Genomic DNA, 23,913 nt, shown 5'->3' on the forward strand with positions numbered 1-23,913 from the left:
ATTGATACAGCCCCGCGCCCCTGAGGGGCGCGTTTCCCTCACGCCGGTTCCGAAAAGTTAGGACTTTCCATGTCACCCCACCCCGAAGCCGCCGCCCTTCTCGCCCGCTCCCATCGGCTCGGCGCCGATCCCCGTAACACCAACTACGCCGGCGGCAACGCGTCCGCGAAAGGCATCGACACCGACCCCGTGACGGGTGGGGACGTCGAACTGATGTGGGTGAAGGGGTCCGGCGGCGACCTGGGCACGCTCACCGAGGCGGGACTCGCGGTGCTGCGGCTCGACCGGTTGCGGGCGCTCGTCGACGTCTACCCGGGTGTCGAGCGGGAGGACGAGATGGTCGCCGCGTTCGACTACTGCCTGCACGGCAAGGGCGGAGCGGCCCCCTCCATCGACACCGCGATGCACGGGCTGGTGGACGCGCCGCACGTGGACCATCTGCACCCGGACTCGGGGATCGCGCTGGCCTGTGCGGCGGACGGGGAGAAGCTGACCGCCGAGTGCTTCGGCGACACGGTGGTGTGGGTGCCGTGGCGGCGGCCCGGGTTCCAGCTCGGGCTGGACATCGCCGCGATCAAGCAGGCCAGTCCGCAGGCGATCGGCTGCGTCCTCGGCGGGCACGGGATCACCGCGTGGGGCGACACCGCCGAGGAGTGCGAGAGGAACAGCCTCCACATCATCCGCACCGCGGAGAAGTTCCTCGCCGAGCGTGGGAGGCCCGAACCGTTCGGGCCGGTCCTGGAGGGGTACGAGGCGCTGGCCGAAGGCGAGCGGCGGGAGCGGGCGGCGGCCCTGGCGCCGTACGTCCGGGCGATCGCCTCCCAGGACAAGGCGCAGGTCGGGCACTTCACCGACTCCGGCGTCGTCCTCGACTTCCTGGCCCGGGCCGAGCACCCGCGGCTGGCGGCCCTCGGTACCTCCTGCCCGGACCACTTCCTGCGCACCAAGGTGCGCCCGCTCGTCCTCGACCTGCCGCCGGCCGCCCCGCTCGAGGAAGCGATCGCCAGGCTGAAGGAGCTGCACGCCGAGTACCGCGAGGAGTACGCCGCCTACTACGACCGGCACGCCGAGCCCGGCTCCCCCGCGATGCGCGGCGCCGACCCGGCGATCGTGCTCGTCCCCGGGGTGGGCATGTTCTCCTTCGGCAAGGACAAGCAGACCGCGCGGGTGGCCGGCGAGTTCTACGTCAACGCGATCAACGTGATGCGGGGCGCCGAGGCGGTGTCGACGTACGCGCCGATCGAGGAGTCGGAGAAGTTCCGCATCGAGTACTGGGCGCTGGAGGAGGCCAAGCTCCGGCGGATGCCGAAGCCGAAGCCGCTGGCGGCGCGCGTCGCCCTGGTCACCGGCGCAGGCAGCGGCATCGGGAAGGCGATCGCCCACCGGCTGGTGGCCGAGGGCGCGTGTGTCGTCGTCGCGGACCTCGACGCCGAGAGCGCGCCGGCCGTCGCCGAGGAACTGGGCGGGCCGGACAAGGCCGTCGCCGTCACCGTGGACGTGACCGACGAGCAGCAGATCGCCGAGGCCTTCAAGGCGGCGGTGCTCGCCTTCGGCGGCGTGGACCTGGTGGTGAACAACGCCGGCATCTCCATCTCCAAGCCGCTGCTGGAGACCACCGCCGGGGACTGGGACCTGCAGCACGACATCATGGCGCGCGGTTCGTTCCTGGTGTCACGGGAGGCGGCCCGGGTGATGATCGCCCAGGGGCTCGGCGGTGACATCGTGTACATCGCCTCCAAGAACGCCGTCTTCGCCGGACCCAACAACATCGCCTACTCCGCCACCAAGGCCGACCAGGCCCACCAGGTGCGGCTGCTCGCCGCCGAGCTGGGCGAGCACGGGATCCGGGTCAACGGGATCAACCCGGACGGGGTGGTGCGCGGCTCCGGGATCTTCGCGGGCGGCTGGGGGGCCGAGCGGGCCGCCGTGTACGGGGTGGAGGAGGAGAAGCTGGGCGAGTTCTACGCGCAGCGGACCATCCTCAAGCGGGAGGTGCTGCCGGAGCACGTGGCGAACGCGGTGTTCGCGCTGACCGGCGGTGACCTCACCCACACCACCGGGCTGCACGTCCCGGTCGACGCGGGCGTGGCGGCCGCCTTCCTGCGATGAGCGCCGCCGTGAGGTCGTACGCCGCGGTCGACCTCGGCGCGTCCAGTGGACGCGTCATGACCGGCCGCGTCGGATCCGACTCGCTGGAGCTGAGCGAGGCGCACCGCTTTCCCAACCGGCCCGTGCGGGTTCCGGAAGGACTGCGCTGGGACGTGCTCGCGCTGTACTCGGGCGTCCTGGACGGGCTGCGGGCGGCCGGGCAGGTGGACTCCGTCGGCATCGACAGCTGGGCCGTCGACCACGGCCTGCTGGACGCCGACGGCGCCCTGCTGGGCAACCCGGTGCACTACCGCGACGTCCGCACCGAGGGGGTCGCGGAGAAGGTGTGGGCGACGGTGCCCGCCGCCGAGCTGTACGCGGCGACGGGGCTTCAGTACGCCCCGTTCAACACCCTCTACCAGCTCCACGCGGCCCGCTCCACGGCACAGTTCGCCCAGGCACGGCGCCTGCTGCTCATCCCCGACCTGCTGACGTACTGGCTGACCGGCGAGCAGGGCACCGAACTCACCAACGCCTCCACCACCCAGCTGATCGACCCCCGGACCCGCGACTGGTCGTACGACGTCGCCGCCCGGCTGGACGTCGACCTGGAGCTGTTCGCACCGCTGCGGCGGCCGGGCGACCCGGCCGGGCTGCTGCGGCCGGAGGTGCTGGAGGAGACGGGGCTGACCGGGCCCGTGCCGGTGACGACGGTCGGCTCTCACGACACCGCCTCGGCGGTGGCCGCCGTACCCGCGAGCGGTGAGCGCTTCGCGTACATCTGCACCGGCACCTGGTCCCTGGCCGGACTGGAGCTGACGGCACCGGTGCTCACGGAGGAGAGCCGGGCCGCCAACTTCACCAACGAGCTCGGGCTGGACGGCACCGTCCGCTATCTGCGCAACATCATGGGACTGTGGCTGCTGCAGGAGTGCGTACGCGCCTGGGGAGACCCCGATCTCGGGCCGCTGCTGCGCGAGGCGTCCCTGGTGCCGGCGCTGCGGTCGGTCGTGGACGCGGGCGACGCCGCGTTCCTCGCGCCCGGCCGGATGCCGCAGCGGATCGCCGAGGCCTGCCGGGTGTCGGGGCAACCGGTGCCGGCGAGTCCGGCCGAGATCACCCGGTGCATCCTCGACTCCCTCGCGCTCGCCCACCGCCGGGCGGTCGAGGACGCCCAGCGGCTCGCCGGCCACCCCGTCGACGTCGTCCACGTCGTCGGCGGCGGCACCCGCAACGCGCTGCTGTGCCAGCTCACCGCCGACGCCTGCGGACTGCCCGTGGTGGCCGGCCCCACCGAGGCGGCGGCCCTCGGCAACGTGCTGGTGCAGGCGCGGGCGCACGGGCTCGTCGGGGACCTGTCCGACGCCCGGCGGCTCCTGGTCGCGACCCAGCCGCTGACCCGCTACGAACCGCGCGGCGACACCGCCCGCTGGCGCGAGGCGGCGGCCCGGCTCGCCACGCGGTGAGCCGGGGTCTCCCCCCGGCCCCTTCCGACCACTACTCTGCACTCGTCCGATGACCCACTCCGAGGAGCTGCGATGCGTGTCGCCCTGTTCCTGACCTGTGTCAACGACACGCTCTATCCGGACACCGGTCGTGCCGTGGTGAAGCTGCTGACCAGGCTGGGTGTCGAGGTCGACTTCCCGATGGCGCAGACCTGCTGCGGGCAGGCGCACTACAACACCGGCTACCGCCATGAGGCCGAACCGCTCGCCCGGCATTTCTCCGATGTCTTCGGCAAGTACGAGGCGATCGTGACGCCCTCCGGGTCGTGCGGGGCGATGGTGCGGGAGCTGTATCCGCGCATGGGCGAGCGGGCGCGCGCCGAGGGACGCGGGGACGCGCTCGCGGCCGTGCTGGCGCCGGTGGTGCCCAAGACGTACGAGCTGACGGAGTTCCTGGTGGACGTGCTGGGGGTGACGGACGTCGGGGCGTACTACCCGCACAAGGTGACGTACCACCCCACCTGCCACGGGCTGCGCGCACTGGGGCTCGGGGACCGGCCGCGGCGGCTGCTGCGAGCCGTTAAGGGGCTGGAGTTGGTGGAGTTGCCGGGGGCGGACGAGTGCTGCGGCTTCGGCGGGACGTTCGCCGTGAAGAACGCCGACGTCTCGGCGGCGATGGGCGCCGACAAGGTCCGCAACGCCGAGTCGACGGGCGCGGAGGTGCTGTGCGCGGCCGACAACTCCTGCCTGATGCACATCGGCGGGACCATGACCCGGCTGGAGGCGGGCATGCGGCCGGTGCACATCGCGGAGATCCTGGCGAGCACGGAGGAGGACCCGGCCGTATGAGCGGGACGTATCTGGGAATGCCTGCCTTTCCCGAGGCCGCGCGGGAGGCGGTCGGCAACGAGACCCTGCGCGGCAACCTCCGCCACGCCACCCACACCATCCGCGCCAAGCGGGCGAAGGCGGTGGCGGAGGTGTCCGACTGGGCGGCGCTCCGGGAAGCCGGAAAGCGGATCAAGGACCATACGCTCCGTCATCTGGACCGTTATCTCGTCCAGTTGGAGGAGTCGGTGACGGCGGCCGGCGGCGTCGTCCACTGGGCCGCCGATGCCGACGAGGCGAACCGGATCGTCGCCGGACTCGTCAAGGCCACCGGCGAGTCGGAGGTCGTCAAGGTCAAGTCGATGGCCACCCAGGAGATCGGGCTCAACGAGGCACTGGAAGCGGAGGGCATCCGCGCCTACGAGACCGATCTCGCCGAGCTGATCGTGCAGTTGGGCAAGGACCGCCCCTCGCACATCCTGGTGCCGGCCATCCACCGCAACCGGGGCGAGATCCGGGACATCTTCCGCTCCGAGATGAAGGAGTGGGGCCGCCCGGCCCCGGAGGGCCTGACCGACACACCCGCCGAACTCGCCGAGGCGGCCCGGCTGCACCTGCGGGAGAAGTTCCTGCGGGCGAGGGTCGGCATCTCCGGCGCCAACTTCATGGTCGCCGAGACCGGCACGCTCGTCGTCGTCGAGTCCGAGGGAAACGGCCGGATGTGCCTGACCCTGCCCGAGACGCTGATCTCGGTGGTCGGCATCGAGAAGATCGTGCCGACCTGGCGGGACCTGGAGGTGTTCCTGCAGACGCTGCCCCGCTCCTCTACGGCGGAGCGGATGAACCCGTACACGTCGACGTGGACCGGGACGACCGACGGCGACGGGCCGCGCACCTTCCACCTGGTCCTCCTCGACAACGGCCGCACCGACACCCTCGCCGACGAGGTCGGCCGTCAGGCCCTGCGGTGCATCCGCTGCTCCGCCTGCCTCAACGTCTGCCCGGTGTACGAGCGGGCGGGCGGCCACGCCTACGGCTCGGTCTATCCCGGTCCCATCGGCGCGATCCTCAGCCCTCAGCTCCGGGGTACGGCGAGCGAGATCGACGCCTCACTGCCCTACGCGTCCTCACTGTGCGGCGCGTGCTACGAGGTGTGTCCGGTGGCCATCGACATCCCCGAGGTGCTGGTGCACCTGCGGGAACGGGTCGCGCAAGGAGGCACGGCGACCCGGGCGGGCAACAAGGTCCTGCTCAAGCCCGCCAAGGGGCACGCCGCCGAGCGGGCGGCGATGCGCGCGGCCCGCTGGGCGTTCGCCCACCCGGGCGCCCTGCGGGCCGGTCAGCGGCTCACCTCGCGCACCCGCCGGCTCCACCCGCGTACGCTGCCCGGCCCGGGCCGGGCGTGGAGCGGGACACGGGACCTGCCCGCCGTACCGGCGGAGCCGTTCCGTGACTGGTGGCAGCGCACGCACGGTGGAAAGGACGGCGCGAAGTGAGCAGCAGGGACCGGATCCTGGGGCGGGTGCGCCGCGCGCTCGTCGACGTCCCGCGGGACGACAGGCCGTACGAGCAGGCCGTCGGGCGCGGCTATCTGCGCGAGCACGGCGACCGGAGCGTGCCGGAGACCGTGGAACTGCTGGCCGAGAACCTGGCCGACTACCGGGCGGTCGTGCACCGTTGCGCGGCCGGTGAACTGGCGGCCATGATCGGCCGGTTGCTCACCGAGCGGGGCTCGAGGACCGTGCTGGTCCCGGCCGGGATCGACGCGCACTGGCTGGACGGCACCGACATGGAGCGGCTCGCGGACCGCGCCGAGAGCACACCGCACGAGCTGGACCGGGTCGACAGCGTGGTCACCGGTTGTGCGGTCGCCGTCGCCGAGACCGGCACGATCGTCCTGGACGGCGCCCCCGACCAGGGCCGCCGCCGCATCACCCTGATCCCCGACCACCACATCTGCGTCGTCCGGGTGCCCGACCAGGTGGTCTCCTCCGTCCCCGAGGCCCTCGAACGCCTCGACCCCGCCCGCCCGTTGACGTGGATCTCCGGACCGTCGGCGACCAGCGACATCGAACTGGACCGGGTGGAGGGCGTACACGGGCCGCGGACACTGGAGGTCGTGCTGGTCGGCCAGTGACCCGGGGCGGCCGGCGATCGCGTCGGAACCACGTGACAGCGGCGCTGAACAAGCGCTTAGATAGTCCCCTGGTTCCGCGACACCGACCGCACCGGAGGCCCCGTTGTTCACATCCGTCGACGACGTCGCCGCCCGCCTCGCCGAGACCGGCTACCTCGCCTCGCCCGCCGTCGCCACGACCGTGTTCCTCGCCGACCGGCTGGGCAAGCCCCTGCTGGTCGAGGGGCCCGCCGGGGTCGGCAAGACCGAGCTGGCGAAGGCCGTCGCGCAGGTGGCGGGGGCCCGGCTGGTGCGGTTGCAGTGCTACGAGGGCGTCGACGAGTCGCGGGCGCTGTACGAGTGGAACCACGCCAAACAGCTGCTGCGCATCAGCGCGGGCCGCGACGAGTCCTGGGACGAGACGCGCACGGACATCTTCAGCGAGGAGTTCCTGCTGCCCCGCCCGCTGCTGACGGCCATCCGCGGCGACGAGCCCAAGGTGCTGCTGATCGACGAGACCGACAAGGCCGACGTCGAGGTGGAGGGGCTGCTGCTGGAGGTGCTCAGCGACTTCCAGGTGACCGTGCCGGAGCTGGGCACGGTCACGGCGACCCGGCGTCCCTTCGTCGTGCTCACCTCCAACGCCAGCCGGGAGCTGTCCGAGGCGCTGCGCCGCCGCTGCCTGTTCCTGCACATCGGCTTCCCCGAGGAGGAGCTGGAGCGGCGCATCGTACGGCTGAAGGTGCCGGGGCTCGACGAGGCGCTGGCCGAGTCGGTGGTGCGGGTGATCGGCGCGCTGCGTGCGATGGACCTGCGCAAGGCGCCCTCCGTGGCGGAGACCGTCGACTGGGCGCGCACGCTGCTGGCGCTGGGTGCCGGGACGCTGGACGAGACCGTGGTGAGGGAGAGCCTGGGTGTGGTCCTCAAACACCAGGAGGACATCCTGAAGGCCGCCGCCAAGCTCGACCTGGACGCCCTGTGAGCACCCTCGCGGGGGTCGCGGACCGGCTGACCGGCCTGGTGACCGGTCTGCGCGCGCACGGCCTGCGGATCGGCACCGGCGAGGCCGTGGACGCGGCCCGCGCGGTGGAGGCCCTGGGACTCACGGACCGGGAACGGCTGCGCGAGGGGCTGGCGGCGGCACTGCTGCACGGCGCGGGGCAGCGGGCGGTGTTCGACCCGGTCTTCGACCTGTACTTCCCGCGCGGCGTCGGCGGGCCCGACACGGTGGCGCCCGCCGACCGCGACGACCTGCGCGAGAGACTCGCGGAGGCTCTCGCCACGGACGACCGCGCGGCCATGGCCCGGCTGGCCGCCGAGGCCGTCGACGCGCTGGGCGGTTACGGGAGTTCGCCGGAGTCGGACGGCTGGTCGGCGTACCAGACCCTCGACCGGCTGCGCCCGCAGACCCTGCTGGCCCGGGTACGGGCGGGCGTCCGCGGGCGGGACGGGCGGGCGGGCTTCACCGACCGGTTGCTGGACGACGAGATCCGCCGCCGTATCGACGCCTTCCGCACCCTCGTCGCGGCCGAGGCGCGGCGCCGGGTCGCCGAGCGGCGCGGCCGGGAGCTGATCGCCCGGCGGGCGGTGGCACCGACCGCCGACCGGGTGGACTTCCTGTTCGCGGGCCGGGACCAGCTGGCCGAGCTGCGCCGGACCGTGCGACCGCTGGCCCGCAAGCTGGCCACCCGGCTGGCCGCGCGCCGCCGCAGGGCCGCGCGCGGCACGATCGACCTGCGCCGGACCGTGCGTGGCTCGCTGTCGACGGGTGGTGTGCCGATGCGGCCGGTGCTGCGTCGGCGTCGTCCGGCCCGGCCGGAACTGGTCCTGCTGTGCGATGTCTCGGGCTCGGTGTCGGGTTTCTCGGACTTCACGATGCTGCTGGTGCAGGCGCTGCACGACCAGTTCGGCAAGGTGCGGGTGTTCGCCTTCGTCAACCGGCTCGACGAGGTGACGGGGCTGATCGAGCACGGCGCCGCCGACCCGGAGGGCCTCGGGGCCCGCATCCGCGACGAGGCCGTGCTCACCGGCTGGCACGAGAGCAGTGACTACGGGGTGGCGCTCGGCGAGTTCGCGGAGCGGTACGGCGACGCGGTCGGCCCGCGCACCACCGTGTTCGTCCTCGGTGACGCCCGGACCAACATGAGCGACCCCAACCTGGCCGCGGTCCGTCACATCGCCGGACGGGCCCGCCGGCTGTACTGGCTGAACCCCGAACCTCGCACGCAGTGGGGCACGGGCGACTCGGCCGCGCCCGTCTACGCGGAACTGGCCGAGATGCACGAGTGCCGCACGGCCCGGCAGCTCAGCGCCCTGATCGGGCGGCTGCTGCCGGTGTGAGGCCGCGCCCGCGCCCGCTACGTCCCCTCGGCCTTCGCGTACTCCTGGGCCATCTGTCCGGCGAAGTCGTACACGACGCACGGTTCGTCACCGACCACCCAGGCGTCGTGGCCGGGCGGGCACACGAAGACGTCGCCGGGGCCGACCTCCGACTCGCCGCCCTCGTCCTCCATCCGGAGATGCATCCGGCCCTTCACCACGTAGCCGTTGTGGTGGACCTGGCAGGTGCCGGTGCCCGCGATCGGTCCCACGGACTCCGACCAGCGCCAGCCCGGTTCGAAGGTGGCCACGGCGAAGTCGAGCCCTGTGAGGTGGACGGCTTCGAGGTGGCCGCGGGGGAAGTCGCGCCGTTCGTCGGGCTTTTCGACCGTCTTCACTTCCAGCATGGTCATGACGGTGTGCTCCCTTCCGGCCGCTCACCACGGCCGGGGCCGGCCTGTCGGCGCCCGGCGACCACGGCGGCACCGGATCCGCCCGCACCGACCGGACCCCACCACTCCATCGTCGGCCCGGCGACCGGGCACCGCCATTCGGGTGATCCCGGCAAGCGGCGGTCGCGGGTGAGCCCGGCCGTGCGTGAGGTCCGGCGGGTCCGGCCGCGCGTCGGTCGTGGCGGGTCCGGCCGCGCGTCAGTCGTGGCGGGTCCGGCCGCGCGTCAGTCCTGGCGAGTCCGGCCGCGCCTCAGTCCCGGTCGTCCCCGGGCGTGGCGGACCTGGACCTGGCGAGGTAGTTGTAGGCGGACGCACGGGAGATCCCGAGCCGCCCGGCGACCTGTTCGACCGCCCGGCGGACCGCGAACACACCTCGTTCGTCGAGGCTGCGGAACAGTTCCAGGCGCTGCGCCCGGTCGAGCTGCGACCAGCTCGCGGTCTGCCGCAGCTGGTGGGCGTCGACGATGGCGTCGACCACCGCGTCGATGTCGTCGCCGAAGGCGGTGGTCGGCGGCTCGGCGGTGTCCGTGCCGGTCCCGGCGAGGGAACCCAGCAGGGCGTGCGCCTGGGTCAGCGCGGTGACGTCGAGGTTGACGCACAGGGCACCGAACACCGCACCGCCGGAATCCCTGAGCGGCATCGTCGAGGACTTCACCAGCTTCCCGGCCGGTGTACGGGTGAGGTAGTTCAGCTCGTCGGCCGCCGTGTCACCGCGGGCGACCATACGCATGCCGATCTCGCTCATCGCCCCGCCCACGGTGCGGCCGGTCACCTCCCCGGCGAGGGCGACCACCGACTTCTCCGGCCGCCGGTAGTCGTGCAGGACCACTTCGCACAGCGGCCCGAAGGTCGCCACCAGCCCGTCGACGACCGGGCCCAGCGCGGCGAGGATCGCGTCCCGCTCGGCCTCCGGGGGGAGCTCGTCGGCCATCGGGGACTCCTTCGCTCGGCGGTGCTGTCGAGACTACCCGTCCAGGTCGTGTACGGGGAGTCCAGCCCCGGGTGCCGTGGAGGTGCCCACGCGGCCGGCCTCGCCCGCGTGCCGCCGGACCGCGTACACCGCGTAGGCGTAGGCCGCGTCCAGGACGAGACAGGCCACGTAGAAGTAGTGCATCAGCGCGGTCTCGTGGCGCGGCACCGCGTCGGGGTCGGTGAGCAGGGTCAGCGACGCGCAGCCGGTGCCCGCGAGCTTGGTCAGCGCGATGCCGAGGGACTGGCCGCGGATGCCCCGGCGGGCGGCGAGCATCCCCAGGAACATGGCCGACATCGCCACGTTGCTGCCGAACGCGGTCATGGCTCCCTCACCGTTGTCGAACTGCTCGGAGGCGAAGTCCATGCCCGGGTAGGCGAGCAGCAGCACGGCGACCAGCGCCGGCAGGAACAACCGCTCGGGCAGATGGGGGAACTCGGTGCGGCCGAAGCGGACGACGGTGTAGGCGATGGCGAGGTCGAAGCAGAACCACACGATGTTGATCACTTGCATGGGTCCGGCCGGTGGTCGCACGAACGCGAACATGAACTCCCAGCTGATGTTGGTCGCGAACGCCACGACCGGCATGCCGAAGGTCCGGTCCCGTAACCCCGTGCGGATGATCAGCACGTAGGCGGCCGCCCAGAAGACACCCGTGCCGAGCAGAAACGCCGTGTGCAGTGCCTGCATGCCGACCCTCCGTCAAGTGACCGGTGCGGTAAGTGCCGACGACCACTCTGACACGGCCCGCCTTGGCGCGAGGTCCCCTGCAGTACGCCGCCGCCTACGGCAGGTACCGCACCTCGGGGAAGGCCCGCGACGGCCCGTCGAGCAGGTGGCCCCGGTGGTGTCGCAGGTACCGGTCGAAGAAGGCGAGCGGGTAGGCCTGCTGGATCTTCACGGCCCTGGCCGGGTCGAGGGTGCCGATCCAGTCCTTCAGCTGTTCGTCGCTCATGCCGACGAGCTTCGCCATCTGCGGCATGAGCATCTGGGTGTCGCCGTAGGACTGGTGGATCGCGCCGTCGGCCCGGACCTCGAGCCGCCAGCCCTTCAGATGGGACCAGAACACGGTCACGTTCGGGTCCTGGGGACGGGCGAACTCGGCGGTCATCATCATGAACGGCCGGTCCAGGTCGGTGGTGATCGTGGGCTGCGGTCCGGGCTGCATCGGCCCGTCCAGGCTCAGCCCGGCCCGCACGCGGCGGTCCGTCAGCATCACGCAGGCGGTGGCCGTACCGCCCTTCGACCAGCCGAACATGCCGATGCGCGACATGTCGAGGGCCTCGCACAGGCCGTCCGGCAGCGGGCGGCTCCCGGCGTCCGGGTTGTGTCCGGCGGCGAGTTGCTCGACGCAGTCGAGGACGAAACGGATGTCCGTGGCGTAGTCCACCGCGTACAGCGCGTGCCGGCCGTCCCTGATCGGGGTGACGATCCGGCCGTCGGGCAGTTGGCTGTACGCGTCGTCGATGTGGTCCACCGTCACCACTGCGTAGCCGTGACTGGCGAGTTCCTGCACGATGACGGTGTGGTCGGAGCGGTGGCTGCCCGCGCCGTGCGAGTACACGACCACCGGCAGGCCCCGTCCCGTGCGGTGCGCCGGGGCGCCCTCGTGGCCGGCCGTCAGCGGCGCCGCGGCGGCGTCGGGCGGGAAGTCGGCCGAGGCGAGCAGTTCCCGCAGCACGCCGGCGGGCATCCACGGCACGCGCGCGTACCGGTCGGCGTCGCCGCGGGCCGGGTACCAGACGCTCGCCATGAGCTGGCGGTGGTTGCCGGGGCCGGCATCGGGGTCGGGGCGGGAGGTGTCGACGAGGTGCAGCTCCACCGTGCCCACGGGGTACGGGCCGGTGGGCTCCGGCAACGTGAGCCGCGCCGGGGCCGAACCGGTCGTGGCCTGCGGGCCGCCCCGGACCGCGGGGGCGGCCCAGGCGGAGCCCGCGGCGGCGAGCGGCACGACGGCCCCGGCGGCGAACGCGGCGCCCAGCATGCGGCGGCGCGTCATCCGGTCCCGGCTTGTGAACGGCGTGGTGGTCACGGGCCCTCCCAGGGCTGTCGTTGATCCTCGGACGCGACACGGAAGCCTCGTCCGGCGGTCCGTGAGCGTGGACGGAACGCTGTCACGCCCTCCCTTCGGGCAGCATCCGCCCACCGGTTGCTCGTTCGGGCGGGCATGGGCCCACGGATTGACATCCCCGGGACGAGCCGCTCGGCGGCACGGTCCGCGCGGGAGTCGAGACCTCGACGAGGTGACCCCCACGCCTCGTCCGGCAGGGCGTTGATCCGGTGTAGCGTGTGATCCCATTCGCCGGGTCGACAGGGGAGGCGGGCTTGACGTCAGCGGAACGTGAGCGTCCCGCCTTATGGGCCGACCCCGCCTACCGCGTCTTCCTGGCCGTCCAGACCCTGTCGGCCCTCGGTGACTCCTTCTCCTACGTGGCGATCCCGCTGCTGGTGCTGCACACCACCGGCTCGGTGGTGCAGATGGGCGCCGTCACCGCGCTCGCCGGCGTCGCCTCCGTCCTCTCCGGGCTGTTCGCGGGTGTGATCGCCGACCGGGTCGACCGCGGACGGCTGCTGGTGGCCGCCGACACGGCGCGGTGTCTCCTCTTCGTGCTCCTGCCGCTGGTGTGGATGTTCACCACCCCGGTGTGGCTGATCTACGTGGTCGTGCCGGTCGCCGAGGTCTTCTCGATGCTCTTCCAGGTGACCTACGTGACCGTGGTGCCCGCGCTGGTGCCGGCGGAGGAGATCACCCGGGCCAACGGCCATCTCTACGCGAGCGCCGCCGTCGCCGGGGCGATCGGCCCGGCGCTCGCCGGTCTGGTCGCCTCGGCGGCCGGTCCCACCGCGGCCATCGGCATCGACGCCGCGACGTTCGCGGTGTCCGCGCTCGGCATCCGGTTCGTCCGGTTCGGCGGCACGGCCCGGCCGCCGGCCGCCGAACGCGGGCGCGTCCGCGGGGAGTTCATGACGGGTGTCCGCTTCCTGTGGGCGCATCCGGTGCTGCGCCCGCTGACCGTCCTGCTGACCCTGCTGACCTTCCTCACGTCCGGTCTGCCGGACCTCGTGGTGTACCTGGTCAAGCACGAGCTCGGCCGCCCGGACGCGACGGTCGGCTATGTCCTCGCGGTCGGTACCCTCGGCACGTTCGCCGCCGCGTCCGTGGTCTCCCGGTTGCGCGGCCGCCTGGGCTTCGGGGTGTCCTGGATCTGCGCCTTCTCCGTCGCGGGCCTCGCCGTGGCCTGTCTGGGCGTGTCCCGGACCGTCCCGGTGGTCGCGGCGCTGGTGGCGGTCCATCTGCTGTGCACGGGCATCGCCGGCATCTGCTCGATGTCGCTGCGCCAGGAGGTCACCCCCGGGCATCTGCTGGGCCGGGTCACCTCGTCGTTCTGGACCGTCCAATCGGCTCTGGGCCCGCTGGGCGCGGCCGCCACCACCGCGGCCGCGGCCGGTCTGGGCGTCACCACGGTCTGTCTGTTCACCGGCGTCGCCGTCCTGCTGGTGGCGCTGACCGGATCGGTGACCGGCATCCTGCGCCCGGATACCGGCGGGCCCCGGCTGGAGGAGACGGCATGAGAGCCGCGGCGCCGCCGTCGGCGTCCACCGGGGCGCTCCCCCACCGGGGGAACGTGCCCGGCCGGCAGGCGTCCGGTGACTGCGGGGGCCGCGGGACGAGTTGTCGGCAGTGACCGCAGCCGGCGCGCAGCCCGCGCCGTAGGCCGACGTCTGCCGCACGTCCCCCGGCGGACCGCCGCACGCCCCGTGCCCGCACACGCGCCGCCGGGTCGAGGAGCCTGCCGCCCGGTCCCGCGGCCGTCGCGGGCCCGGCTCGACGCGCGAGCCGATCGGGCGGGCGGCCTCCCCCGCACCGGTCCCGTACGGCGGCTGCCCGCACGATCCGGCGGCCGGACCGGACCGGCGCGTGTGCGAGCACCGCGAACCGTATGTCGTACGAGACCGGCACGACGCCGGCCACGGGTCGGCCGGTCGTGGCGCGCAGGCCCCGGCGAGCGCTTCAGCTCGACTCGCGCACCACGAGCCGGCACGGCACCGTGTGGATGCCCGGTTCCGGCGCGGCGTCGATGGCCTGGAGCAGCCGCAGGGCGGCGATGCGGCCGATCTCGGTCAGGTTCATGTCGATCGTGGTGAGCGGCGGACGGCAGGCCAGCGCCATGGTGTCCCAGTTGTCGTAGCCGACCACGGCGATGTCTCCCGGTACGTCCCTGCCCCGCTCGCGCAGCGTGTCGGCCACACCCCGGGCGATCTGGTCGTTGCCGCAGAAGAAGGCGTCCGTGTCGGGGGCGGTGCGCAGCACGGCGTCGGCGGCCCGCCGGCCCCAGGCCTCGCTCCACTCGCCGTAGTGCACCCGGCCGGTGGCCGGGCCGAGTTGGGCGGCCTCCAGATGCTCGACGGCATGCCGGGCGCGGTCGCGGGCGGCCTGGTGGTGCTCGGGGCCGGTGACATGGGCGATGCGGGTGCGGCCGGTGGCCAGCAGATGTTCGACCGCCAGGTGGGCGCCTCCCCGGTCGTCGGTGACGACCGAGGTGTCGGCGGGGTCGGTGGACGGGGCGAGCGCGTAGACCACGGGGATCGAGGGGTCGAGCCCGGTGAGCGGCGGACGCGGGTCCGTGCGGCGGCCGGCCACGATGATGCCGTCCACCCGGCGGTCGGTCAGAGTGGCCAGGTGATGCTGTTCCCGGATGGCGTCACCCCGGGTGTCGCACAGCAGTACGGAGATCTTCCCGGCGCCCAGCGCGTCCTCGGCACCCAGCAGCACGGGGGTGCTGAACCGGCCTATGCCGTCCGTCGTCATCAGGCCCACCGTCCAGCTGCGCCCGCTGTGCAGGCTCTGCGCGTGCTGGTTGGGCCGGAAGCCGAGCGCCTCCACCGCGTCCAGCACCCGTTGCCTGGTCTCGGGACGCATCCGGCCGCCGCCGTTGAGCGCCTTCGAGGCCGTGCCCACACTGACGCCCGCCAGCGCGGCCACGTCGGCGAGCCGGGCCCGGCCGGTGAGGGGGGAGCCTGGAGCAGAGGTCACGGGCAAACCTTTTCCTCGGAGACGGCGACGCCTGCCATGGTGACAGCCTGCGAGCCGCGCTGCCAAGCGGCTGGGCAAACGGAAAAATCTGTTGCCGCTCCTCTTGACCGGACTTCCGCTCTGCCCTCTACTTTCACGACGAGAAAACGGTTGCCCAAATCCTTTCCGTCCCACCGCCGGACGACCGTCCCGTACCCCGGAAGCGCACCCCCGGGACACCGGACCTCGCCACCGCCACCACACCGGAGAGCCATGCCCCGCACACCCTCCGCCCCGTCCTCCCCCGCCGGCCCGGTCCGTCCCGGCCCGGACGCACGTGCCGCACTGCGCCCCGCGGCCGCCCGCATCGACGCCGGCTTCTGGCACGCTCGGCGTGAGACCAACGCCCGGGTGTCCCTCCCCCAGGGCCCTGGCCTGCTGGAGTCCGCCGGGAACCTGCACAACCTGCGGCTGGCGGCGGGCACGGCCCAGGGCGAGTTCCAGGGCGCCTACCCGTTCGTGGATACGGACGTCTACAAGTGGCTGGAGGCGGCGGCCTGGCAGCTGGCCGAAGGCGGCCCGGCGGAGCTGGCGGCCGAGGTGGAGCGGATCGTCTCCCTGATCGCCGCGGCCCAGCAGCCGGACGGCTACCTCAACACCTGGTTCCAGCTGGTCAAGGGCGGCGAGCGCTACCAGGACCTGCGCTGGGGCCATGAGCTGTACTGCGCGGGCCATCTCATCCAGGCGGCGGTGGCCCACCACAGGACCACCGGCCGCCCCGAACTGCTCGAAGTGGCAAGGAAGTTCGCCGACCACATCGACTCCGTCTTCGGTCCGCCCGGCAGCGGCAGGCCGATCGACGGCATCGACGGCCACCCCGAGGTGGAGACCGCCCTGGTCGAGCTGTACCGGGAGACCGGCGAGCGCCGCTACCTGGACCTGGCCGGCTACTTCGTCGACCGCCACGGCCACGGCCTGCTCGGCGGCGAGGCCTACTGCCAGGACCGCGTCCCGCTGCGCGAGGCGACGAACGTCGAGGGGCACGCCGTACGGCAGTTGTATCTGCTCGCCGCTGCGGCCGACCTGGCCACCGAGACCGGCGAGCCCGAACTGCGCGCCGCGAACGAACGGTTGTGGCAGGCCATGACCTCCACCAAGACCCATCTCACCGGCGGACTCGGCGCCCACCACGACCAGGAGGACTTCGGCGACCCGTACGAACTGCCCAACGAGCGCGCCTACTGCGAGACCTGTGCGGCGATCGCCTCGGTGCAGTGGAGCTGGCGCATGGCACTGCTGACCGGCGAGGCCCGCTACAGCGACCTGATCGAGCGCACCCTCTACAACGGCTTCCTGGCCGGTGTCTCGCTGGACGGCGAGCGCTGGCTGTACGTCAACCCGCTCCAGGTCCGGGACGGCCACACCGACCCCGGCGGCGACCAGTCGGCCCGCCGCACCCGCTGGTTCCGCTGCGCCTGCTGTCCGCCCAACGTCATGCGGCTGCTGGCCTCCCTCGAGCACTACCTGGCCAGCGGCGACGGCGGCGGCCTGCAGATCCACCAGTACGTCGACGGCGACTACGCCACCGACGGCATCACCGTCCGCTGCGAGACCGACTACCCCTGGCAGGGCACCGTCGCCCTCGTCGTCGAGGAGACCCCCGCCGACCGCCCCTGGACGCTCTCCCTGCGCATCCCCCGGTGGTGCCGTGAGTACCGGGTGCGCTGCGGGGAGGAGACGCACGACTCCCCCGTGACCGACGGCTGGCTGCGGCTGACCCGTACCTGGTCCCTCGGTGACCAGGTCGTCCTCGAACTCGGCCTGGAGCCCCGGCTGACGACCGCCGACCCCCGGGTGGACGCCGTACGCGGCTGCGTGGCCATCGAACGGGGACCGCTGGTGTACTGCCTGGAGCAGGCCGACCACCCCGGCGGCGGACTGGACGACATCGTCATCGACACCACCCGCCCGCTCGCCGTGAAGCATCGCCCGGACCTGCTCGGTGGCGTCACGACCGTCGTCGCGGGCGGCCGGCGGCGGAACGTCCCCGACCCGGGCTGGTGGCCGTACGCCACCGCCGGCGGCTCCCCCGCGGCGGACGGCGAACCCGTCGAACTGACAGCCATCCCCTACTACGCCTGGGCCAACCGCGAAGACGGCAGCATGCGCGTCTGGCTGCCCACCTCCTGAACAACCCGCCTACGACAACGAGGTCAGCCCCGTGACACCCACCCGCCGCACCCTCCTGGCCGCGACAGCCGCCGTCAGCGCCCTCGCCTCCCTCACCGCCTGCGGAGGCGGCTCCGACAACTCGGGCTCCTCGAAGGCGTCCGGGGGGACGTACACCTTCTGGGACCCGTACCCGCAGTTCGACGCCTCCTCGCCGTGGGGCAGGCTCGTCAGCCAGTGCGGCACGAAGGCCGGGGTGACCGTCAAGCGCACCGCGTACGACACCACCGACCTCGGCAACAAGGCGCTGCTCGCGGCCCAGCAGGGCAACGCGCCCGACGTGATGCTCGTGGACAACCCGGTCGTCTCGACGCTCGTCGAAGCGGGGATCCTCAACAAGACGAGCGACATCGGGCTCGACACCGCCTCGATCCAGAAGAACATCATCGGGGCGGGCACCATCGCGGGCGCCTCCTACGGCGTCCCGATCGGCGCCAACACCCTCGCCCTCTACTACAACAAGAAGGTGCTGTCGGCGGCCAAGGTCGATCCGGCCTCGATCAAGGACTGGAACTCGCTGACCGCGGCCCTGAGGAAGGTGAAGGCGGCCGGGAAGAAGGGCATCACCTTCTCCGCGATCAACACGGAGGAGGGCAGCTTCCAGTTCCTGCCGTGGTTCTGGGGTGCGGGTGGCGACCTCACGAAGCTCAACTCTCCGAACGGCGTGGCCGCGCTGTCCCTGTGGAAGGACTGGGTGGACAAGGGTTACGCGCCCAAGGACGTCCTGCAGAACACCCAGACCACCAGCTGGCAGGAGTTCGCCACCGGCACGTACGCGTTCGGCGAGAACGGCACCTGGCAGCTCGGCAACGCGGAGAAGGCCGGCTTCGGCTACGGCGTCATCAACATCCCCGCACGGGACGGCGGTTCGGCGCCGGTGCCGACGGGCGGCGAGTTCGTCACCGTGCCCGTGCAGAAGGACACCGGGCGCTACGGCACCAGCAAGAAGATCGTCGCCTGTCTCACCAGCGACACGAACCTCCTCGCGACCGACACGACGCTCACGTACGTGGCCCCCACGTCGACGGTCCAGGCCGAGCAGGTGAAGCAGCACCCCGAGCTCAAGCCGTGGGTGTCCGCCGTGGCCGCCGCCCGTGGCCGCACCAGCGGCGGTCTCGGATCGAAGTACCCCACCATCTCGCAGCCGATGTGGACCGCCGTCCAGTCGGCTCTGTCCGGCAGCAAGAGCCCCGGGTCCGCGCTGGACACGGCCCAGGCGAGCGCCGGGAAGGGCTGAGGCCGACATGACCGTCGCCCGAGTCGACCGCCCGCGCCGGGCGCCGGCCGAGGCGAGGACGAGTGGCGGCGACCCCCTGCTCCCGCGCCGGCGTCAGCGGCGCAGGAGCAGGCTCACCGCACTCGCCTTCACCGCCCCGCTGCTCGCCCACCTCGCCGCCTTCTACCTCTATCCGCTCTACCGCAACCTCGATCTGAGCCTGCGCGACTACACCGTCCGCTCGTTCGTCGCGGGCGACGCGCCGTTCTCCGGCTGGGACAACCTCCGGCACGTCCTGGACGACCCGACGTTCGGGCCGGCGATGCGGCACACCATGGTCTTCACCTTCGTGTCGATCGCCTTCCAGTACGTCATCGGGCTGGCGCTCGCGGTGTTCTTCAACCGGCACTTCCGGCTGTCGACGGTGCTCAGGGCGCTGTTCCTCATCCCGTGGCTGCTGCCGCTGATCGTGTCCGCGTCGACCTGGTCGTGGATGTTCAACAGCGAGTCGGGGGTGGTGAACTACTTCCTGCACTTCCTGGGCGTGGACCCGGTCGGCTGGCTCACCTCGCCGGACTGGGCGCTGACCTCGGTGATCGTCGCGAACATCTGGATCGGCATCCCGTTCAACCTGGTCATCCTGTACAGCGGGCTGCAGAACATCCCGGCCGAGCTCTACGAGGCGGCGTCGCTGGACGGGGCGAGCGCCTGGCAGCAGTTCCGCCGGATCACCTTCCCGCTGCTGCGCCCGGTGTCGGCGATCACGCTGCTGCTCGGGCTCGTCTACACCCTCAAGGTGTTCGACCTCATCTGGATCATGACGAAGGGCGGCCCGGGCGACGCCTCCTCGACCCTGGCGACCTGGTCCTACCAGCTCGGCTTCGGCACGCTGCTGCCCAAGTTCGGCCCGGGCGCGGCGGTCGGCAACATCCTCATCCTCATCGCCCTGTTCTTCGGTCTGCTCCACGTCCGCGTCCAGAGGAGGCAGGAAGCGTGAAGTCCATGGCCAAGGGCCGCGGTCACACCGTCGTCGGCCTGCTGCTCACCGCGCTGATGCTGTTCCCGGTGTACTGGATGCTGAACGTGTCCCTCACCCCCCAGCAGGACATGCGCAAGAGCCCGCCCGACCTGCTGCCGCTGCACCCCACCTTCGAGGGCTACAAGGCCGTCCTCGACGACCAGATGCCCTATCTCGGCACCAGCCTGCTCATCGGTCTGGGCACGGTCGCCCTCACTCTCGTCCTCGCGGCGCCGGCCGGTTACTCGCTGGCGAAACTCCGCCCGCGCGGCGGCGGTGTGCTGGGCCTCGCCCTGCTGATCGCGCAGATGATCCCCGGGATCGTCATGGCGATGGGTTTCTACGGCATCTTCCTGGACCTCGGTCTGCTCAACTCGTGGTGGGGGCTGATCATCGCGGACTCCACCATCGCGGTGCCGTTCGGCGTCATGATCTTCACGGCGTTCATGTCGGGCATCCCCGGCGAGCTGACCGCCGCGGCACTCATCGACGGCGCCGGGGCCTTCCGCACCTTCTGGTCGGTCGTCCTGCCGCTGAGCCGCAACGCCCTCGTCACCGTCTCGCTCTTCACGTTCCTGTGGGCCTGGTCCGACTTCGTCTTCGCCAACACCCTCGACGGCGGCGGCGACATGCGGCCGATCACCCTCGGCATCTACAAGTACATCGGCAACAACAACCAGGAGTGGAACGCGATCATGGCCACCGCCGTCGTCGCCTCCGTCCCCGCAGCGGTCCTGCTGGTCCTCGCACAGCGCTACGTGGCCGCGGGTGTGACCGCGGGCGCTGTGAAGGACTGAGTCCGTCACCTCCCTCTCCCCAGGAGACCCCCTCATGAGCCGCACCCTCGGACGCGCGCGCCTGACAGCCGCCGTCGGCACCGCCGCACTCGCCGCCGGCCTCAGCACCGCCGTCCCCGCCCACGCGTCCCCGGCATACTCGACCACTCTGGTGGTGAACGCCGACCAGACCCTCCGCCCGGTCACCCATGTCGCGACCGGCAGCCTCTACGGCCTCGCCGACGGCAGCACCCCCGCCGACAGCCTGGTCAGCCCGCTGAGACCGAACACCTTCGTGCAGATGGCCCCGGGCGGCTCCCAGTTGCCCAACGGCGAGCCCAAGCCGGCCGGTGACGCGCTCGTCGTGGCCGCCGAGGCGGCGCGCGCGGGCGCCAAGGTCGTCGTCCGCATGCCCGACTGGTACCCCAACTTCCCCTACAAGTGGGTGAGCTGGAGCGACTGGCTGTCGGCGGTCGACAAGCAGGTGGCGTCCGTGCAGTCGTCGGGCGCCACGAACATCGCCGCGTACGAGCTGTGGAACGAGCCCGACTGGACGTGGGACACGGCCGACGCGGGCACCTTCGACGCGGGGTGGGCGCGCACGTACAAAGAGGTCCGTGCCAAGGACGCCACGACTCCCGTCCAGGGGCCCAGTCACTCCTATTGGAACCAGTCCTGGATGAGCACGTTCCTCACGGACGCCAAGGCGAGCGGCACCGTCCCCGAGATCATCTCCTGGCACGAGCTGCAGGGCAGCAAGGACATCGCGGCGCACGTGTCGGCGTACCGCGCGCTGGAGTCGAGCCTCGGCATCAGCCCACGGCCCATCGCCATCGAGGAGTACGCCAAGCCCGCGGAGATGGGCGTGCCGGGAGCCCTCATCGGTTACGTCGCCAAGTTCGAGCGGGCCGGGGTGCACGACGCCGAGCTGGCGTTCTGGAACCACTACGGCACCCTCGGCGACACCCTGACCGACACCGGCGGCTCACCGAACGGCTCGTACTGGATGTACAAGTGGTACGGCGACATGTCGGGGAACATGGTCCCCACCACACCGCCGGCCCAGACGGGCATCGACGGCATCGCCTCCCGCAACAGCTCCGGCAACCAGATCAGCGTCATCACGGGCGGCTGCACCGGCTCCTGCGCGGTGACCGTCAACGGCCTGTCGTCGCTGTCGGCCTTCGGCAGCACGGTCCACGTGAAGCTGGAGTACACCCCGAACACCGGCCGTACCACGGCCTCCCCCGGCCCGATCACCGTCTCCGACGCCGACTACCCGGTCTCGAACGGCTCCGTCACCGTGCCGGTGACGATGAACGCCTCCGACGGCTACCACCTGGTGATCACCCCGAGCGGAACCGACACCTCACTCGCCGGCCGCTACCAGATCACCGACAAGAACAGCGGTCTGGCCCTCGACACCCTGAACGGGGGCACCGCCCAGGGCACCTCGGTGGTACAGGCCACGTCCACCACGGGCACCGACGAGAACTGGACGCTGGTGGCCGCCGGCTCCGGCCTGTACAAGATCGTCAACCAGAAGAGCGGACTGCTGCTCGGGATCGACGGCATGAGCACGAGCGACGGAGGCAAGGCCCTGGTCTGGGGGGACAACGGCACCGCCGACCACCTCTGGCAGGTCTTCCCGGACCGTGGCGGCTACTACAAGATCGCCAACTACAACAGCGGCCGGCTGCTGGGCGTGGACCAGATGAGCACCTCACCCGGTGCCCAGGTCCTGCAGTGGGCGGACAACGGCACCGCCGACCACCTGTGGAAGCTGACGGCGCGCTGACGCCGGCCCGATCGGGGTTCCCGTGCCTGATGTCGGCAGGCACGGGAACCCCGCCCACGCGAACCTGCGCACACCGCGGGCGGCCGGGCGCGTACCGGCTCACCCAGCGGATCGGCCCCCGACGCCCGGTGGGACACCTTCCGTCCCGTCCTCGACACCGTCCGCGACGGATTCACCACGACCGGCTGACCGCTCGGCACGGGGCACTGCCGACCGCTAGGTTGGCGGTCATGAGCAACCTTGACCGCGCGCCCGTACCGAGCGTGTGCGGCGGCCGCGGCTTCGTCGTCGCCGAGCCCGTCCGCGAACTGCTGAGTCCCCGGCATGTCAAGCTCGGCGAATCGACCGAGGTACGCCGGCTGCTGCCGAACCTGGGCCGGCGCATGATCGGCGCCTGGGCGTTCGTCGACCACTACGGCCCGGACGACATCGCCGACGAACCCGGCATGCAGGTACCGCCACACCCCCACATGGGACTGCAGACGGTCAGCTGGCTGCACGAGGGCGAGGTGCTGCACCGCGACTCGACCGGCAGCCTGCAGACCATCAGGCCGAAGGAGCTCGGGCTGATGACCTCGGGCCGGGCGATCAGCCACTCCGAGGAGAGCCCGAGGTCGCACGCCCGCTTCCTGCACGGCGCCCAGCTCTGGGTCGCGCTGCCCGACACACACCGCCACACCGAGCCGATGTTCGAGCACCACCCGGCGCTGCCCACGGTCACCGCGCCGGGCCTGACGGCGACCGTCCTCCTCGGCGACCTGGACGGCTCGACCTCGCCCGGCACCGTGTACACGCCGATCGTGGGCGCCGACCTGGCGCTCACCCGGGGCGCCGACCTCCGGCTGCCCCTGGAAGCCGACTTCGAGTACGGCGTCCTGGCGATGTCCGGCGAGGTCCACGTCGACGGCGTTCCCGTACTGCCCGGCTCGATGCTGTACCTCGGCTGCGGGCGCACCGAACTGCCGCTGCGGGCGGAGTCGGACGCCGGGGTCATGCTGCTCGGGGGCGAGCCGTTCGCCGAGGAGCTCATCATGTGGTGGAACTTCGTGGGGCGTACGCAGGCGGAGATCGAGCAGGCGCGCGAGGACTGGATGAAGGGCACCCGTTTCGGCGAGGTGAAGGGGTACGACGGAGCGCCGCTGCGCGCGCCGGAACTGCCGGGCGTGCCCCTGAAGCCACGGGGGAGGGTGCGCTGACCTGGGGTATGCGCCCCTCGACCGTCGAAGCGCCACGCTCGTCGAGTGGCCGGTCTCCGGTGGCGTCGATCAGGACCGGCTACTCGTCACTCCGTGACAGCCCCTCCGGCACCTGCTGGCAGGGCGGTCAGCCGAACAGGCGTCGCTGGATCTCCCGCCGGTAGTCCTCCAGCGTCCGGTCGAGGTGTACGGCCGTGGCCTCCGCGGCCTCGTCGGGGTGGCCGTCGCGAATGGCCCGGTAGATCGCCTCGTGTTCCTCGACCGCGGCCGCGGTGCCCTCACCGAAGCTGTCATGGATACCGATCGCACTGGACTGACGCTGCAACCGGCGCGCATCACGCACCGCGCTGCCAAGGAAGGTGTTGTGCGAGGCCGCCGCCACCGCGGCATGGAAGTCGTCGTCGGCCTGATTGAAGACATCGACCTCACCATGGACATACCCGTGCCG

The 23,913-nt window shown here is 72.0% G+C and carries 20 protein-coding genes; 14 read left to right on the plus strand and 6 right to left on the minus strand.

The window, feature by feature from the left end; translation table 11 throughout:
* Nucleotides 1–69 precede the first annotated feature (69 nt).
* From ACWC21_RS03430 to ACWC21_RS03460, 7 genes are all read left to right on the plus strand, one after another.
* Nucleotides 70–2,109, plus strand: coding sequence for a bifunctional aldolase/short-chain dehydrogenase (locus ACWC21_RS03430; protein WP_450877647.1), 2,040 nt, complete (start codon nucleotides 70–72; stop codon nucleotides 2,107–2,109).
* Complete coding sequence (locus ACWC21_RS03435) at nucleotides 2,106–3,554, plus strand: rhamnulokinase (RefSeq protein ID WP_450877649.1); 1,449 nt, start codon at nucleotides 2,106–2,108, stop codon at nucleotides 3,552–3,554. The genes ACWC21_RS03430 and ACWC21_RS03435 overlap by 4 nt, the downstream gene beginning before the upstream one ends.
* 72 nt (nucleotides 3,555–3,626) lie before the next feature.
* A complete protein-coding gene (locus tag ACWC21_RS03440; protein WP_450877651.1) occupies nucleotides 3,627–4,382 on the plus strand; it encodes a (Fe-S)-binding protein in 756 nt (251 codons plus the stop codon).
* Nucleotides 4,379–5,857, plus strand: coding sequence for a LutB/LldF family L-lactate oxidation iron-sulfur protein (locus ACWC21_RS03445; protein WP_450877652.1), 1,479 nt, complete (start codon nucleotides 4,379–4,381; stop codon nucleotides 5,855–5,857). Before ACWC21_RS03440 ends, ACWC21_RS03445 begins: the two co-directional genes overlap by 4 nt.
* Complete coding sequence (locus ACWC21_RS03450; RefSeq protein ID WP_450877654.1) at nucleotides 5,854–6,498, plus strand: LutC/YkgG family protein; 645 nt, start codon at nucleotides 5,854–5,856, stop codon at nucleotides 6,496–6,498. The genes ACWC21_RS03445 and ACWC21_RS03450 overlap by 4 nt, the downstream gene beginning before the upstream one ends.
* A gap of 103 nt (nucleotides 6,499–6,601) precedes the next feature.
* A complete protein-coding gene (locus ACWC21_RS03455) occupies nucleotides 6,602–7,459 on the plus strand; it encodes an AAA family ATPase (protein WP_450877656.1) in 858 nt (285 codons plus the stop codon).
* Nucleotides 7,456–8,817, plus strand: coding sequence for a vWA domain-containing protein (locus ACWC21_RS03460; protein WP_450877658.1), 1,362 nt, complete (start codon nucleotides 7,456–7,458; stop codon nucleotides 8,815–8,817). The genes ACWC21_RS03455 and ACWC21_RS03460 overlap by 4 nt, the downstream gene beginning before the upstream one ends.
* Before the next feature lie 17 nt (nucleotides 8,818–8,834).
* Here ACWC21_RS03460 and ACWC21_RS03465 read toward each other — a convergent pair whose 3' ends face one another.
* From ACWC21_RS03465 to ACWC21_RS03480, 4 genes are all read right to left on the minus strand, one after another.
* Complete coding sequence (locus tag ACWC21_RS03465; RefSeq protein ID WP_450877706.1) at nucleotides 8,835–9,203, minus strand: cupin domain-containing protein; 369 nt, start codon at nucleotides 9,201–9,203, stop codon at nucleotides 8,835–8,837.
* A 295-nt stretch (nucleotides 9,204–9,498) separates the two neighbouring features.
* Nucleotides 9,499–10,179: a helix-turn-helix transcriptional regulator gene (locus ACWC21_RS03470; protein WP_450877660.1), complete on the minus strand. Its 681-nt coding sequence runs from the start codon at nucleotides 10,177–10,179 to the stop codon at nucleotides 9,499–9,501.
* A 33-nt stretch (nucleotides 10,180–10,212) separates the two neighbouring features.
* Entirely contained in the window at nucleotides 10,213–10,908 is a 696-nt protein-coding gene (locus ACWC21_RS03475) for a transmembrane-type terpene cyclase (protein WP_450877662.1), read from the minus strand.
* A gap of 94 nt (nucleotides 10,909–11,002) precedes the next feature.
* On the minus strand, nucleotides 11,003–12,250 hold the full coding sequence (locus ACWC21_RS03480) for an alpha/beta hydrolase family protein (protein ID WP_450877664.1): 1,248 nt from the start codon (nucleotides 12,248–12,250) through the stop codon (nucleotides 11,003–11,005).
* Nucleotides 12,251–12,543: 293 nt separating this feature from the next.
* Between ACWC21_RS03480 and ACWC21_RS03485 the strand changes: the two genes are divergently transcribed.
* Nucleotides 12,544–13,791, plus strand: coding sequence for an MFS transporter (locus tag ACWC21_RS03485; protein WP_450877666.1), 1,248 nt, complete (start codon nucleotides 12,544–12,546; stop codon nucleotides 13,789–13,791).
* A gap of 439 nt (nucleotides 13,792–14,230) precedes the next feature.
* Here ACWC21_RS03485 and ACWC21_RS03490 read toward each other — a convergent pair whose 3' ends face one another.
* The gene (locus ACWC21_RS03490; RefSeq protein WP_450877668.1) at nucleotides 14,231–15,253 is read right to left on the minus strand and encodes a LacI family DNA-binding transcriptional regulator; all 1,023 of its coding nucleotides are present in this window, start codon (nucleotides 15,251–15,253) and stop codon (nucleotides 14,231–14,233) included.
* A gap of 252 nt (nucleotides 15,254–15,505) precedes the next feature.
* Here ACWC21_RS03490 and ACWC21_RS03495 point away from each other — a divergent pair, with 252 nt between their 5' ends.
* The 6 genes from ACWC21_RS03495 to ACWC21_RS03520 all read left to right on the plus strand — a co-directional run bounded on the left by ACWC21_RS03495 (nucleotide 15,506) and on the right by ACWC21_RS03520 (nucleotide 23,465).
* Nucleotides 15,506–17,422, plus strand: a complete 1,917-nt coding sequence (locus ACWC21_RS03495; protein ID WP_450877670.1) for a glycoside hydrolase family 127 protein — start codon at nucleotides 15,506–15,508, stop codon at nucleotides 17,420–17,422.
* A 31-nt stretch (nucleotides 17,423–17,453) separates the two neighbouring features.
* Entirely contained in the window at nucleotides 17,454–18,698 is a 1,245-nt protein-coding gene (locus tag ACWC21_RS03500; protein WP_450877672.1) for a sugar ABC transporter substrate-binding protein, read from the plus strand.
* A gap of 7 nt (nucleotides 18,699–18,705) precedes the next feature.
* A complete protein-coding gene (locus ACWC21_RS03505; RefSeq protein WP_450877674.1) occupies nucleotides 18,706–19,674 on the plus strand; it encodes a carbohydrate ABC transporter permease in 969 nt (322 codons plus the stop codon).
* 5 nt (nucleotides 19,675–19,679) lie between these two features.
* Nucleotides 19,680–20,492 (plus strand): carbohydrate ABC transporter permease, encoded by an 813-nt coding sequence (locus ACWC21_RS03510; RefSeq protein ID WP_450877708.1) that lies wholly within the window; start codon nucleotides 19,680–19,682, stop codon nucleotides 20,490–20,492.
* Between the two features lie 34 nt (nucleotides 20,493–20,526).
* On the plus strand, nucleotides 20,527–22,269 hold the full coding sequence (locus ACWC21_RS03515; protein ID WP_450877676.1) for an RICIN domain-containing protein: 1,743 nt from the start codon (nucleotides 20,527–20,529) through the stop codon (nucleotides 22,267–22,269).
* Nucleotides 22,270–22,499: 230 nt separating this feature from the next.
* A complete protein-coding gene (locus tag ACWC21_RS03520; protein WP_450877678.1) occupies nucleotides 22,500–23,465 on the plus strand; it encodes a pirin family protein in 966 nt (321 codons plus the stop codon).
* Between the two features lie 127 nt (nucleotides 23,466–23,592).
* On the opposite strand, the gene ACWC21_RS03525 is transcribed toward ACWC21_RS03520, so the two are convergent.
* A partial coding sequence (locus tag ACWC21_RS03525) for a FadR/GntR family transcriptional regulator (protein ID WP_450877680.1) occupies nucleotides 23,593–23,913 on the minus strand: 321 nt, incomplete at its 5' end.

Source organism: Streptomyces sp. NPDC001348, from assembly GCF_053597535.1.

Bases quoted from the DNA above. Each gene is read 5' to 3' on its own strand.
- ACWC21_RS03445 (WP_450877652.1), top strand. From the start codon at position 4,379: ATGAGCGGGACGTATCTGGGAATGCCTGCCTTTCCCGAGGCCGCGCGG.
- ACWC21_RS03515 (WP_450877676.1), top strand. From the start codon at position 20,527: ATGAGCCGCACCCTCGGACGCGCGCGCCTGACAGCCGCCGTCGGCACC.
- ACWC21_RS03520 (WP_450877678.1), top strand. From the start codon at position 22,500: ATGAGCAACCTTGACCGCGCGCCCGTACCGAGCGTGTGCGGCGGCCGC.
- ACWC21_RS03430 (WP_450877647.1), top strand. From the start codon at position 70: ATGTCACCCCACCCCGAAGCCGCCGCCCTTCTCGCCCGCTCCCATCGG.
- ACWC21_RS03440 (WP_450877651.1), top strand. From the start codon at position 3,627: ATGCGTGTCGCCCTGTTCCTGACCTGTGTCAACGACACGCTCTATCCG.
- ACWC21_RS03505 (WP_450877674.1), top strand. From the start codon at position 18,706: ATGACCGTCGCCCGAGTCGACCGCCCGCGCCGGGCGCCGGCCGAGGCG.
- ACWC21_RS03495 (WP_450877670.1), top strand. From the start codon at position 15,506: ATGCCCCGCACACCCTCCGCCCCGTCCTCCCCCGCCGGCCCGGTCCGT.
- ACWC21_RS03465 (WP_450877706.1), bottom strand. From the start codon at position 9,203: ATGCTGGAAGTGAAGACGGTCGAAAAGCCCGACGAACGGCGCGACTTC.
- ACWC21_RS03435 (WP_450877649.1), top strand. From the start codon at position 2,106: ATGAGCGCCGCCGTGAGGTCGTACGCCGCGGTCGACCTCGGCGCGTCC.
- ACWC21_RS03470 (WP_450877660.1), bottom strand. From the start codon at position 10,179: ATGGCCGACGAGCTCCCCCCGGAGGCCGAGCGGGACGCGATCCTCGCC.
- ACWC21_RS03510 (WP_450877708.1), top strand. From the start codon at position 19,680: ATGGCCAAGGGCCGCGGTCACACCGTCGTCGGCCTGCTGCTCACCGCG.
- ACWC21_RS03475 (WP_450877662.1), bottom strand. From the start codon at position 10,908: ATGCAGGCACTGCACACGGCGTTTCTGCTCGGCACGGGTGTCTTCTGG.